This window comes from Pseudomonas farsensis (assembly GCF_014268805.2).
Taxonomy (GTDB): Bacteria; Pseudomonadota; Gammaproteobacteria; order Pseudomonadales; family Pseudomonadaceae; genus Aquipseudomonas; species Aquipseudomonas farsensis.
In genome coordinates this window covers 200,093-213,694 of record NZ_JABWRF020000003.1, presented here as the reverse complement: position 1 = coordinate 213,694, position 13,602 = coordinate 200,093, and the positions used below count along the sequence as shown (strand labels likewise).

Annotated in this window: 12 protein-coding genes; 4 read left to right on the top strand and 8 right to left on the bottom strand. The window is 64.4% G+C overall.

The window, feature by feature from the left end; all coding sequences use genetic code 11:
* The 5 genes from purL to HU719_RS17135 form a co-directional block, all read right to left on the bottom strand.
* Complete coding sequence (gene purL / locus HU719_RS17155; protein ID WP_186523526.1) at nt 1-3,900, bottom strand: phosphoribosylformylglycinamidine synthase; 3,900 nt, start codon at nt 3,898-3,900, stop codon at nt 1-3.
* A 181-nt stretch (nt 3,901-4,081) separates the two neighbouring features.
* Nucleotides 4,082-4,672 (bottom strand): GNAT family N-acetyltransferase, encoded by a 591-nt coding sequence (locus tag HU719_RS17150; protein ID WP_186523525.1) that lies wholly within the window; start codon nt 4,670-4,672, stop codon nt 4,082-4,084.
* Nucleotides 4,673-5,085: 413 nt separating this feature from the next.
* Nucleotides 5,086-5,664: a DJ-1/PfpI family protein gene (locus tag HU719_RS17145; protein ID WP_186519991.1), complete on the bottom strand. Its 579-nt coding sequence runs from the start codon at nt 5,662-5,664 to the stop codon at nt 5,086-5,088.
* Nucleotides 5,665-5,739: 75 nt separating this feature from the next.
* Complete coding sequence (locus tag HU719_RS17140) at nt 5,740-6,897, bottom strand: phospholipase D-like domain-containing protein (protein ID WP_186519990.1); 1,158 nt, start codon at nt 6,895-6,897, stop codon at nt 5,740-5,742.
* A gap of 1 nt (nt 6,898) precedes the next feature.
* Nucleotides 6,899-7,492, bottom strand: coding sequence for a YceI family protein (locus HU719_RS17135; protein ID WP_186519989.1), 594 nt, complete (start codon nt 7,490-7,492; stop codon nt 6,899-6,901).
* 194 nt (nt 7,493-7,686) lie between these two features.
* On the opposite strand from HU719_RS17135, the gene olsB reads away from it, so the two are divergent.
* Both olsB and HU719_RS17125 read left to right on the top strand, forming a co-directional pair.
* The gene (gene olsB / locus HU719_RS17130) at nt 7,687-8,442 is read left to right on the top strand and encodes an L-ornithine N(alpha)-acyltransferase (protein WP_186536305.1); all 756 of its coding nucleotides are present in this window, start codon (nt 7,687-7,689) and stop codon (nt 8,440-8,442) included.
* Nucleotides 8,442-9,230, top strand: coding sequence for a lysophospholipid acyltransferase family protein (locus tag HU719_RS17125; RefSeq protein ID WP_186536304.1), 789 nt, complete (start codon nt 8,442-8,444; stop codon nt 9,228-9,230). The genes olsB and HU719_RS17125 overlap by 1 nt, the downstream gene beginning before the upstream one ends.
* Here HU719_RS17125 and HU719_RS17120 read toward each other — a convergent pair.
* Nucleotides 9,212-9,796, bottom strand: a complete 585-nt coding sequence (locus HU719_RS17120) for an acyl carrier protein phosphodiesterase (RefSeq protein ID WP_186519986.1) — start codon at nt 9,794-9,796, stop codon at nt 9,212-9,214. The genes HU719_RS17125 and HU719_RS17120 overlap by 19 nt on opposite strands.
* A 151-nt stretch (nt 9,797-9,947) precedes the next feature.
* On the opposite strand from HU719_RS17120, the gene HU719_RS17115 reads away from it, so the two are divergent.
* Nucleotides 9,948-10,250: an ArsR/SmtB family transcription factor gene (locus HU719_RS17115; protein ID WP_186519985.1), complete on the top strand. Its 303-nt coding sequence runs from the start codon at nt 9,948-9,950 to the stop codon at nt 10,248-10,250.
* Nucleotides 10,251-10,267: 17 nt separating this feature from the next.
* Nucleotides 10,268-11,317, top strand: coding sequence for an alkene reductase (locus HU719_RS17110; protein ID WP_186536302.1), 1,050 nt, complete (start codon nt 10,268-10,270; stop codon nt 11,315-11,317).
* 372 nt (nt 11,318-11,689) lie between these two features.
* Here the strand turns inward: HU719_RS17110 and HU719_RS17105 are convergent, their stop codons facing one another.
* Complete coding sequence (locus HU719_RS17105; RefSeq protein ID WP_186519983.1) at nt 11,690-12,511, bottom strand: ATPase; 822 nt, start codon at nt 12,509-12,511, stop codon at nt 11,690-11,692.
* A gap of 85 nt (nt 12,512-12,596) precedes the next feature.
* Nucleotides 12,597-13,592 carry an NAD-dependent epimerase/dehydratase family protein gene (locus HU719_RS17100; protein ID WP_186536300.1) on the bottom strand — a complete coding sequence of 332 codons (996 nt, stop codon included), beginning with the start codon at nt 13,590-13,592 and terminating at the stop codon, nt 12,597-12,599.
* Between the last annotated feature and the right edge of the window lie 10 nt (nt 13,593-13,602).

Genomic DNA, 13,602 nt, shown 5'->3' with positions numbered 1-13,602 from the left:
TTAGTTCACCCACACCCGCGCATTGCGGAACATACGCATCAGCGCGGCATCTTCCTGCCACTCATCCGGGCGCCAGGAGTTCTGCACAGCGCGGAACACACGCTCAGGGTGCGGCATCATGATGGTCACACGGCCATCGCGGCTGGTGAGGCCGGTGATACCGCGCGGCGAGCCGTTCGGGTTGGCTGGGTAGGCCTCGGTGACCTTGCCATGGTTGTCGACGAAACGCATCGCCACGCAACCGGACAGGTCGGCTTCGAGCAGTGCCTCTTCGCTGGCGAACTCGGCATGGCCTTCACCGTGGGCGATGGCGATCGGCATGCGCGAACCGGCCATGCCCTGCAGGAAGATCGAGTTGGATTTCTGCACCTCGACCATGGCCACGCGCGCCTCGAACTGCTCCGAGCGGTTGCGCACGAAGTGCGGCCAGTACTCGGTGCCAGGGATCAGCTCGTGCAGGTTGGACATCATCTGGCAACCGTTGCACACGCCCAAGGCGAAGCTGTCAGTGCGCTCGAAGAAGGCCTGGAAGGTATCACGGGCACGGGCGTTGAACAGCGCCGACTTGGCCCAGCCTTCGCCAGCACCAAGCACGTCGCCATAGGAGAAGCCGCCGCAGGCCACCAGGCCCTTGAACGCTTCGAGGTCAACACGACCGGCAAGGATGTCGCTCATGTGCACGTCGATGGCGGCAAAGCCTGCGCGGTCGAAGGCGGCAGCCATCTCGACCTGGCCGTTGACGCCCTGCTCGCGCAGGATCGCCACTTGCGGGCGCACGCCCTTCTTGATGTACGGCGCGGCGATGTCGTCATTGACGTCGAAGCCGAGCTTGACCGACAGCCCCGGGTTTTCTTCTTCGAGCAGCAGGTTGAATTCCTGGTCGGCGCAGTCGGCGTTGTCACGCAGGCGCTGGACCTGGTAGCTGGTCTCGGCCCACTGGCGCTGCAAGGTACGACGGTCGCCCTTGAACAGCTCTTTACCTTCGAACTTGATCAGCACTTCGCTGTTGTTGATCGGCTGGCCGATCACTGCGACGCAATCTTCGCCCAGGCCCGCGGCACTGAACTGCGCCAGCACGTCCGGGGTGGCATCCTGGCGAACCTGGATAACCGCGCCGAGCTCTTCGTTGAACAGAATGGCCGCGATTTTCTCGGCCTTGCTGGTCAGGGTATCGAGTTCAAGCTCCAGGCCGCAGTGGCCGGCAAAGGCCATTTCCAGCACGGTGGTCATCAGGCCGCCGTCGGAACGGTCGTGGTAGGCCAGCAGGTGGCCGTCGGCGTTGAGGCCCTGGATCACGGCGAAGAACGCCTTGAGGTCTTCGGCGTCGTCCACGTCAGGGGCCGCGCTGGCAAGCTTGGCGTGGGTCTGCGCCAGGATCGAGGCGCCCATGCGGTTCTGCCCGCGGCCCAGGTCGATCAGGATCAGGTCGGTTTCGCCCTTGTCCATGCGCAGTTGCGGGGTAAGGGTTTTACGCACGTCGGTAGCGGGTGCAAAGCCGGTGATGATCAGCGACATCGGCGAGGTTACGCTCTTGTCGGTGCCCGCTTCGTTCCACTGGGTCTTCATCGACATCGAGTCTTTGCCGACCGGAATGGTAATGCCCAGCTCCGGGCACAGCTCCATACCCACGGCCTTGACGGTGTCGTACAGACGCGCGTCTTCACCGGGGTGGCCGGCAGCCGACATCCAGTTGGCCGACAGCTTGATGTCGGAAATCTTGTCGATACGTGCAGCGGCCAGGTTGGTCAGTACCTCGCCAATCGCCATGCGCCCGGACGCCGGGGCGTCGAGCAGGGCCAGCGGAGTACGCTCGCCCATGGCCATGGCTTCACCTGTGTAGACGTCGAAGCTGGTGGCGGTCACGGCGCAGTCGGCCACCGGCACCTGCCACGGGCCGACCATCTGGTCGCGGGCAACGAGGCCAGTGATGGTCCGGTCGCCGATGGTGATCAGGAAGCTCTTGCTGGCCACGGCCGGGTGGCGCAAAACGCGCTCGACCGAGTCCTTGAGGTCCAGCCCGCTTGGGTCGAAATCATCGCCAAGCTCGGCTTCACGGGTGACCGAACGGTGCATGCGCGGCGGCTTGCCCAGCAGCACGTCCAGCGGCATGTCCACCGGGGTGTTGTCGAAGTGGCTGTCGGTAACGGTCAGGTGCGGCTCTGCCGTGGCCTCACCGACTACCGCGAACGGGCAGCGCTCGCGCTCGCAGATCGCCTGGAAGCGCTCGAAGTCTTCGGCGCTGACCGCCAGCACGTAGCGTTCCTGCGATTCGTTGCTCCAGATTTCGTGCGGGGCCATGCCCGGCTCGTCGTTGGGCACGTTGCGCAGTTCGAAGCGGCCACCACGGCCACCGTCGTTGACCAGCTCCGGGAAGGCGTTGGAAATACCACCGGCGCCGACGTCGTGGATGAACGCGATGGGGTTGGCATCGCCCAGCTGCCAGCAGCGGTCGATGACCTCCTGGCAGCGGCGTTCCATTTCCGGGTTTTCGCGTTGGACCGATGCGAAGTCCAGGTCTGCAGAGCTTGCGCCGGTAGCCACCGACGAAGCAGCGCCGCCGCCCAGGCCGATCAGCATGGCCGGGCCACCGAGCACGATCAGCTTGGCGCCAACGGTGATCTCGGCCTTTTGCACGTGGTCTTCACGGATGTTGCCCATGCCGCCGGCGAGCATGATCGGCTTGTGGTAGCCGCGCACTTCTTCGCCGTGGGGGGTATTGATGCGTTGCTCGAAGGTACGGAAGTAGCCGGTCAGGGCCGGGCGACCGAACTCGTTGTTGAACGCAGCGCCGCCCAGCGGGCCTTCGATCATGATGTCGAGGGCATCGACAATGCGCTCAGGTTTGCCGTAGGCCTGCTCCCAAGGCTGTTCGAAGCCAGGGATGCGCAGGTTGGACACGGTAAAGCCGGTGAGGCCGGCCTTGGGCTTGGCGCCACGGCCAGTCGCGCCTTCGTCACGGATTTCGCCACCGGAGCCGGTGGAGGCGCCGGAGAACGGGGCGATGGCGGTCGGGTGGTTGTGCGTCTCGACCTTCATCAGGATGTGCACCGGCTCCTGCACCGCGCCGTACTGGCGGGTTTCAGGATTCGGGAAGAAGCGACCAGCAACGCTACCGACGATGACCGAGGCGTTGTCCTTGTAAGCGGACAACACGCCTTCGCTGTGCATCTGGTAGGTGTTCTTGATCATGCCGAACAGGCTTTTTTCCTGCTCCTGGCCGTCGATGTCCCAACTGGCGTTGAAGATCTTGTGGCGGCAGTGCTCGGAGTTGGCCTGGGCGAACATCATCAGCTCGATGTCGTTCGGGTTGCGCTTGAGGCCCTGGAAGGCCTCGACCAGGTAGTCGATCTCGTCTTCGGCCAGGGCCAGGCCCAGGTCGACGTTGGCTTGCGCCAGCGCTGCGCGGCCACCGCCGAGCACATCGACCGAAGTCATCGGGCGCGGCTGGGCGTGGCTGAACATATCGGCTGCGTCTTCGAGCCTGGCCAGCACGCGCTGGGTCATGCGGTCGTGCAGCTCGGCGGCGATGGCGTGTGCGTCAGCATCGCTGAGGCTGCCGGCAACGTAGTAGGCGATACCGCGCTCAAGGCGCTGGATCGACTGCAGGCCGCAGTTGTGGGCGATGTCGCTGGCCTTGCTCGCCCACGGCGAGATAGTGCCCAGGCGCGGAACGACCAGGAACAGGCGCCCGTTGGGCTCCTGCACCGGCACGCTCGGGCCGTACTTGAGCAGACGCCCCAGCACCTGCTGCTGGTCGGCGGTCAGCTCGCCGTCAACGTCGGCGAAGTGGGCGAATTCGGCATACAAACCAGTAACAGCGGGGACTTTCTGGCTCAGTTGCTCGAGTAATTTACCGTGGCGAAAGGCAGAAAGGGCAGGAGCGCCGCGCAGGATCAACATCGTCGGGACAGCCTCAGGGAAGGGGTGTGCTTAGAGGCCGTGCATTCTAGCCTAAATTCCAAGCTTTCGGCACCCGCTCGAAGCCTGTGCTGCCGGGCGGCGGAACCGGACTTCGGGGTCAGAAAAAACCGGGCGATCTGCCGCTTGCAGCCTCCCCTGTGCAATGCCCTGCCGGCGGCCTTCAGGCCGGTAGTGGTTTGAGCCAGAACGACATGATCTTGGCCGACTGCTCGCGCTCGTCCAGGTCGCGCCAGCTGTAGGAGGTGCGCAGCGATGGCTCATGCAGGAAGCCGCGGTTGCGCCAGAAGCCGTGCAGTGGCTTGTAGTCCTGTGGACGGCGTGGGTGCCCGGCCGGGCGTTCGACGGCGCAGAAGGCGCAGTAGTCGAATTCGGCCAGTTTGTGTGCGTAGGACTCGCGCTCGATGAAAAAGCGAACGCCAAGCCCTTGGCCGCGATAGGCCGGCAGCAGCACTGACTCGCCAAAATAGAACACGCTGGCAGGGTCGCGGCCCTGGGCCAGAAAGGGTTGCTGGAACTCTGGGCTTTCGTCGACCAGGGGCAGGCCTGCGGAGGCGCCGACCACTCGGCCTTCGTCCAGCGCCAGCACTACCAGGCTGCGCCCGGATTGGGCGTAGCTTGCCAGGTATTCTGCCTGGTTGGCCTGTGTGCCGTCATAGAGGAAGGGGAACTCGCGGAACACCGTCAGGCGCAGGCGAGCGAGGTCATCGATATAAGGCGCGATGGCAGCGCCATGCAGCAGGCGTATTTCCATGCGGGGCGTGGGTTCTCGATGTGGATGACGCGCTCGGATGAACCGGGCCTGAGGACAAACCCTAACACCGGCTGGGCACCCCGGCCTTACCCCTGCGCGACAGGTATTTCTCCATCACCGCAATGTTGGCGCAAGATCAAGCACGCGCGGGCTGCGTGGGAGATTCTATGGTTTGTACAAGCCTGTTCCCGCCAGACATATCTCCTTGTGGCGAGCGGGCTTGCACCGCGTTGGGCTGCGCCGCAGCCCAGGGATTACCTTGGGTTTTCAGGGCTGCTGCGCAGCCCAACGCGGGGCAAGCCCGCTCGCCACAACTCTCTATCATTTCCCACAGGATTGGGTCCAACCAGCAATGTTGCAGTTGAGCAGGGCCTGCGATGAGGCCAGTACAGGCTTGCTCAGCGCCTGCGCCATCAACTGATACGCGTCCCCAGCACCTTCAAGAACGCCGCCAGCCACGCCGGGTGCGCCGGCCAGGCCGGGGCTGTAACCAGGTTGCCGTCTACATGGGCCTGGTCCACGGCAATGTCGATGAAGGTGCCGCCCGCCAGACGCACCTCTGGCGCGCACGCCGGGTACGCGCTGCACTCACGCCCCTCCAGCACGCCCGCCGCCGCCAGCAGCTGCGCACCGTGGCACACCGCAGCAATCGGTTTGCCGGCTTTGTCGAATGCACGCACCAGGCCCAGCACTTTGTCGTTCAAGCGTAGATATTCAGGCGCTCGGCCACCGGGAATCAGCAGCGCGTCGTAGCTTTCGGCGCGCACCTGGACGAAGTCGAAGTTCAGGGCAAAGTTGTGCCCAGGCTTCTCGCTGTAGGTCTGCTCGCCCTCAAAATCGTGGATCGCGGTGCGCACCGTCTGCCCCGCGACTTTGTCCGGGCACACGCTGTGCACGGTATGGCCGACCATGGTCAGGGCCTGGAACGGCACCATCGCCTCGTAATCCTCGACGTAATCACCGACCAGCATGAGAATCTTCTTCGCCATCATCGCATCCACTCCTTCCAGTGCAGGGGAACAACCCAAAGCACCTTAGTCCGCTTTGCCGATTGGCGATATACGCCGCTAGTCGCGTCGGTCCAGCAGGTTCGCGACCAAACGGTCCAGCCAGCCCCACACGCGTTGCTTGACCCGCCGCCACAACGGCCGGGAATTCCAGCGGGCCAGGTCGACCTCAAGGCTCTGCTCGAAATCGCGCGCAAAGCTCGCGGCAACGGCTGCGGTCAGTGCAGGGTCCAGCGCCTCGACGTTGGCCTCCAGGTTGAAGCGCAGGTTCCAGTGGTCGAAATTGCACGAACCCACGCTCACCCAGTCATCCACCAGCACCATCTTCAGGTGCAGGAAACACGGCTGGTACTCGAAGATCCGCACCCCCGCGCGCAGCAGGCGTGGGTAGTAACGGTGGCCGGCGTAGCGTACCGCCGGGTGGTCGGTGCGCGGGCCAGTGAGCAGCAGGCGCACATCGATGCCTTTCTGCGCGGCGCGGCGCAGCGAGCGGCGCACGCTGAAGGTCGGCAGAAAATACGGTGTGGCCAGCCAGACGCGCCGCTGGCCGCTGTTCAGCGCACGTACCAGCGCGTGCAGGATGTCCTTGTGCTGGCGAGCATCAGCGTAGGCCACCCGGCCCAACCCCTGGCCCTCGACCGGGACCCGTGGCAAACGCGGCAGGCCGAAGTTCTCTGGCGGGCGCCAGGCGGTGCGGCGCTGGTTGGCGTGCCACTGGCGGTCGAACAACAGCTGCCAATCGCTGACGATCGGCCCCTGCATGTGCACCATCACCTCGTGCCATTCGCTTACCGGCTGCTGCGGTTGCCAGAACTCGTCGGTAACCCCGGTGCCGCCCACCACCGCCCAGCGCCCGTCTACCAGCAGCAGCTTGCGATGGTCGCGGTACAGGTTGCGCAAACCGCGCCGCCAGCGCAGGCGGTTGTACCAGCGCAAGTACACGCCAGCTGCGCTCAGGCGCTCGCGCAAAAGTGCCGGGAAGGCCAGCGAACCGTAGTCATCGAACAGGCAGCGCACCCTTACGCCACGGCGCGCCGCCTGCTCCAGCGCTTCGACCACCGCCTCGGCGCAAGCTCCGCCTTCGACCAGGTACAGCTCAAGGTCCACCTGGACCTCGGCAGTGGCGATGGCCTGCAGCATGCGCGGGAAGAATTCAGGGCCGTCGATCAGCAGTTCGAAGCTGTTGCCATCGCGCCACGGGAAGATCGGCCCCGGCATATCAGCGGGCGTTGAAGATCAGCACCGCATTGACCGGCACCGACGGGTTGATCGACTTGAGCCCGGCCAGCTTGCGCAGCTCGGCAAGCCCCGGCAGCAGGCCGAAGTCTTCGGCGCGCAGCACCAACGGTTCCAGGGTCACTACCTGGAAGCGCCGCTCATCCAGCCGGGTCGCCAGCAGCAAGGTGCTATAGCTGTGGGTCTGGCCGTGCAGGGTGACGCTCACCGGCAGGCGCAGCTCCAGCTGAGCGCCGTCGGCCAGGTCGTTGATCGGGCGCAGGTCGATCTGTGCCTGCACCTTGCCTTCGGCAAAGCGCTCGACTTCGAACAGGTTGTCGCGCATGCGCTCATCGCGCAGCGGGATACCGCTGCTCACCGAGTCCATCTCGATGCTGAGCTCGGCCGCGCCTTTGCGGTCTACCTTGCCATGCAGCACAAGGAAGCGGTTGACCTCGGCAATTTCGCCGTTCTTGCCAGTAATAAAGGACAGCCGCGACGACTCACCGTCCAGATGCCAGTTGGCCTGGGCAGGCGAACCGGCAAGCATGAACAGCGGCAGCAGCAATGCGGGTAACAGACGGGACGGCTTGAACATGTGAAATCCTGTGACACAAGGCCGCCAACATTACCCGCACGGTTTCACGGCAGCAAGCTGCCGATCCTGCGCCGAGGGCCTGTCACGCAAGCATCACCAAAGGTTCACGGGGGTGACACCGGGTCTACCTAGGCTGACTTTGCACAACGAAGCCGACCGGCCGCACCCCTTTGGCTGGCCCATGGAGACTCGCAATGACTCGGATCGCTCGCTCTGGCGACAACAGCCCTGAACGCCGTCTGCAAGCCGAACGCCTGGTCGGCGTAGACGCGCTGCAGGAAGCACAAGCACTGCGCTTCAACGTATTCAGTGGTGAATTCAAGGCCAGGCTCAAGGGCGCAGAACTGGGCCTGGACATGGATGACTACGACATCCACTGCCGCCACATCGGGGTGCGCGACTTGGCCAGCGGCAAACTGGTCGCCACCACCCGTCTGCTCGACCACCAGGCCGCCAGCAGCCTGGGCCGCTTCTACAGCGAAGAAGAATTCAGCCTGCATGGCCTGCGCCAGTTGCAAGGGCCGATCCTGGAACTGGGCCGCACCTGCGTGCACCCGGACTACCGCAACGGCGGCACCATCGCGGTGCTGTGGGGCGAGTTGGCCGAGGTGCTCAACGAAGGCTGCTACAGCTACCTGATGGGCTGCGCCAGCATTCCGATGCAGGACGGCGGCATCCAGGCCCACGCGATCATGCAGCGCCTGCGCGACCGCTACCTGTGCAACGAGCACCTGCGCGCAGAGCCGAAAAAACCGCTGCCTACCCTTGCCCTGCCCGGCAATGTCATCGCCGAGATGCCGCCGCTGCTCAAGGCTTACATGCGCCTGGGCGCGAAGATTTGTGGCGAGCCGTGCTGGGACGAAGACTTCCAGGTGGCCGACGTGTTCATCCTGCTCAAACGCGACGAGCTCTGCCCGCGCTACGCACGCCACTTCAAGGCGGCGGTCTGATGCCGGGCCTGCGGGCCTGCGCCCGCCTGCTGCGTTTGTTTGCGGTACTCAGCCTGGGTACCGGCATGGCCAGTTGCATCGCCATGGGCGAGCGCCTGGGCCTTAAAACCCCATTTGAACGGCGCCAACGCTGGAGCCGCTGGTTCATGCAACGGCTGGTGGCGGCGCTGCCATTCGAGGTGAGCGTGCACGGCGCGCTGCCGCAACGGCCGATGCTGTGGGTCAGCAACCACGTGTCGTGGACCGACATCCCGCTGCTCGGCATGCTCGCCCCGCTGTCGTTTCTGTCCAAGGCTGAAGTGCGCCAGTGGCCGTTGGCCGGTTGGCTGGCGGAAAAAGCCGGCACGCTGTTCATCCGCCGCGGCGGTGGCGACGGGCAGCGCCTGCGCGAGCAGATCAGCGCGCAGCTAGCCGAGCAACGCCCGCTGCTGATATTCCCTGAAGGCACCACCACCGACGGCCGCTCCCTGCGCACTTTCCATGGCCGCTTGCTGGCAGGCGCCATCGATCAGGGCGTCGGCGTGCAGCCGGTGGCCATCAGCTACCTGCGCGATGGGCAGAGCGACCCGATCGCTCCGTTCATTGGCAATGACGACCTGGTCTCGCACCTGCTCAGGCTGTTCGCCCAGCCCCGTGGCCAGGTGCGCATCGAACTGCTGCCCGCGCTTACCAGCGCCGGCAAGGAACGTGCGGTGCTGGCCTTGCAGGCACAGCAGGCCATTCACCAGGCGCTGTTCGGTGCCGAGCAGCTGGCACCGCGGCCGCGCAGTCACGCCAAGGCGGCGTGACGCGCCGCCGCAAATGCCTGCAACTGCGGGTAAAACTCGCGAAAATCCCCCAGCAAAGGCTGGTACAACCGCTCAAGCTCGGCCATCACCCCGGCCAACCCTTCAGGCCGCGACAGCCGCCGGGCAATGCCACGGAACACCTGCTCAAGCGTTGCAAAATCGCCGTAGGCGCCCAACCAGTCATCCGCGGCCATATAGGGCGCAATGCGCGCCAGGCGCTCTGGCAACTGCGGTTCGGCAAGCAGCACCCGGTAAAAGCGGCCAGTAAAATCCGCCAGCGGCTGGTCGGCGTAATCGTGCCAGTGCCGTGCAAGGCAGTGGTCAAAAAACACATCCAGCACAATACCGGCAAACCGCCGCCGCTCACTGGGGAAGCGCGCCAGCGCTGCCAGCACCAGCGGGTGGCTGTCGGTGTAGCTGTCGATATGCCGATGCAGGCGGATCGCCGCTTCAAGCTCTGGGGTAAAACGCCCCTGCAGCGTGCCTTTGACGAAATCGCCATACAGGCTGCCGAGCAGTTGTTGCGGCGCCGGGCCGCCGAGGTGCAGGTGTGCGAGGTAATTCATGGGCGCAGTCTAGCATCGCCATCGCCTATATCGTTATAACGCGATATACCGATTGAAGCTGACATCAGAACCTCTGGGTATTTGTATATCGGCAACCATCGATATAGATTTCGCCTTATCGCGATATACCGCACCCCACGAGCCGCACGTCATGGCACCCGATCTCGACGAAATCATCAAAGCGCTGGCCCACCCGCTGCGCCGCGAAATCCTAAGTTGGCTGAAAGACCCAGCCACGCAGTTCCCCGACCAGTACCACAGCACCGAAAACGGCGTCTGCGCCGGCCAGATCGACCAACGCTGCGGGCTCTCGCAATCGACCGTATCGGCGCACCTTGCGACCTTGCAGCGTGCCGGGCTGATCAGCAGCCAGAAGGTCGGCCAGTGGCACTTCTTCAAACGCAACGACGACACCATCCAGGCGTTTCTCGAACAACTGCGCCAAGCGCTTTGACAAGGCAGGTAACCGTAATGACCACGCTTTTCGACCCGATCAAGATTGGCGACCTCGAACTCCCCAACCGCATCATCATGGCGCCGCTCACCCGCTGCCGTGCCGACGACGGCCGCGTGCCCAACGCGCTGATGGCCGAATACTATGTGCAGCGCGCCAGCGCCGGGCTGATCCTCAGCGAGGCCACTTCGGTGACGGCGATGGGTGTGGGTTACCCCGACACGCCGGGTATCTGGAACGACGAGCAGGTGCGCGGCTGGCACAACGTGACCAAGGCGGTACACGCAGCGGGCGGGCGGATCTTCCTGCAGCTGTGGCATGTGGGGCGTATTTCCCACCCTTCGTACCTGGGCGGCGAATTGCCGGTGGCGCCTAGCGCGATCCAGCCCAAGGGCCATGTCAGCCTGGTGCGCCCGTTGAGCGATTACCCCACGCCCCGTGCGCTGGAAACCGAAGAAATCGCCGATATCGTCGAGGCTTACCGCAGTGGTGCCGAAAACGCCAAGGCGGCGGGTTTTGATGGCGTCGAGATCCACGGCGCCAATGGCTACCTGCTTGATCAGTTCCTGCAAAGCACCACCAACCAGCGCACTGACCGCTACGGCGGCTCGCTGGAAAACCGCGCACGCCTGCTGCTGGAGGTGACCGATGCGGTCATCGATGTGTGGGGGGCCGGGCGAGTCGGCGTGCACCTGGCGCCACGCGCCGATGCCCATGACATGGGCGATGCGAACCGCGCCGAGACCTTTACCTATGTGGCGCGCGAGCTGGGCAAGCGTGGCATTGCGTTTATCTGCTCGCGCGAGAAACAGGCAGAAGACAGCCTTGGCCCGCAGCTCAAGGCGGCGTTTGGCGGGGTTTATATCGCCAATGAGAGCTTCGACAAAGCCCGTGCCAATGCCGCGTTGGCAGCAGGCACGGCAGATGCCGTGGCCTTTGGCGTGCCGTTTATCGCCAACCCGGACTTGCCCGCGCGGCTTGAGGCTGATGCGCCGCTGAACCAGGCCCGACCGGAGACGTTTTATGGGCGCGGGGCTGTGGGGTATATCGATTACCCGCGGTTGTGATCACGGGCGTCACGGGTTTGCCGCCTGGGTTCTGCGCCTCCTGAAACACCGGAAGCTCGGCCTTCGTGGCAAGTGGGTTTTGTGGCGAGCGGGCTTGCCCCGCGTTGGGCTGCGAAGCAGCCCTGATGGCTGCAGAAAAACAGCCAGCGGCTACGGGATACAGCAGTTCGCAGCGTTTGTGCGCACGCTTTGAAGATGATGGGGTTCAGGGCTGCTGCGCAGCCCAACGCGGGGCAAGCCCGCTCGCCACGAGAAGATGTGTCGGAGTGCGAAACGGTGTAGATACCTATGCCGCGATCAGGCAAGCAGGCCGAGTTGGGTTGCCTGATCTGGCAAAAACGCGGTGTTTCGGCACTCCGAGCAAGCCAGCCCTCAAGGCCGTGCGTTGATCTGCTGCTGAAGGTTCTGGATCTGGCTCTGCAGCGTGCTGATATTGCGCGTGGTCTGTCCACGGAATGCATCGAACTCCTGCACCGAAGCGCCACTGGCGTTGGCCGCAGGGCGGTTCTCCAGTTGCGTCTTGAGCACCAGCACATCCTGCTCCAGGCTTTCGATCGCCGCAGTCGGGTTGCTCTTCTTCAACGCCGCCAGCTCAGTGCTCAGGCTCTTTACCTGGCCATCGAGCTTGCCGCCATCCAACTGCCCGGACTTGAGCGCCGCAAGCTCGGCATTCACTGCCTTGAGTTGGGCCTGCAACTGGCTTTGCAGCTCAGTCACCGCTTTTTGCTGCGCACGGGTATCAGCCAGCACCTGCTCCAGGCGCTTGCCCAGGTCACCGGCCTGACCAGCAACGCCCTGCTGCTGCTTGTTCTGCTCGGCAAGGCTGGCCTGCAACTGGCGGATCTGCAGTTTCAACGCTTCGCTGCCGGTGCTGCTGCTAGACTCACTGGCTTCGACCTTGCCACTGATCGCTTGCAAGCGCCCGGCGGCGTCTTCGCTGATACGGGCAAAACTCTCCTGGGTGGCAACCAGCTGCTGCTCCATCAGCGAAATCTGCTGAAAGCTCCACCAGCCAAGCCCGCCCAGGGCGATGAACGCTGCGCCCAGCAACGCCCACAGCGGGCCGTTGCTGCGCGGGCGCGCCGCTTGCTGGCGGCTGCGCGCAACGTGGGCAGGCAGCAACTCGTCGTCATCGGGGGTGCCTGCACGCAGCGCAGGCACATCGTCAAAATCGTCTCGGGCGTCGTTACGCATGGGCATTCAACCACGGTGATAGCAAAGAGGCATGAGTATAAACCGCCGAAGCGGCGCACTTATGAACATCATCCAGGCAGGTGGTTCAGCGCCTGCCCGCCTGCGCCTGCCACCAGGTGCAGAATTCATCCACCGCGGCCCAGATATCAGTACGCGGGCGATAGTCCAGATGCTGCCGGGCGCGGCTGATATCAAGGGTGAAATCGCGGCTCATGACCTGCATGGCGGTGCGGCTCAGGGTCGGTTGCGGGCGCCCAGGCCAGAGCATGCACGCCGCCTCGTTGAGCGCCGCAAGGCTGTAGCCCAGCCCGTAGCTGCGGTAACGCGTGACCTGGGGCAGGTTCATGCGCCGCATCACGTAATTGACCACGTCCCACAACGGCAACGGGTGGCCGTTGCTGATGTTGTAGGCCTGGCCCAACGCCTGTTCATCGGCGAACAGCGCGCTGAGCAAGGCATCGTTGAGGTTATGAATACTGGTGAAATCGACCTTGTTCAGGCCATTGCCGATGATCGCCACACGGCCCTTCTGCTGCATCTGCAACAGCCGCGGAAAAATGCTCGCATCGCCTGCGCCGGTCACCAGCCGCGGGCGCAGCGCCAGCACCTCAAGGCCGAACTCCTGGGCACCGAAGACTTTCTGCTCGGCCAGGCGCTTGGTCAGCGCGTAGTGGCCGTGAAAGCGCCGTGGCAGTTGCTCCTCGGCAATATCCGTGTGTGAGCGGCCGGTGAAATACACCGAAGCCGATGACAGGTGCACCAGGCGCCGCACATGCTCCTTTATGCAGCCTTCGACGACGTTCTCGGTCACCACCACGTTGCCCTGATGGAAATCCTGATAGCGCCCCCAGGTGCCCACCGCACCGGCACAATGCACCACCGTGTCGACGCCCTGGCACAGGCGCCGGGCAAGCTCGGCATCGCCAAGGTCGCCTGGGATGAACTGCGCGCCACGCTTGACCAGGTGCTCGACAGCCTCCGTGCGGCGGCCGTTGACCCGCACCTCAAGGCCCTGCTCCAGGGCAAAACGCGCAAAGCGCCCGCCAATGAAGCCGCTTGCGCCGGTGACCAGAATTCGCATGTACCACTCC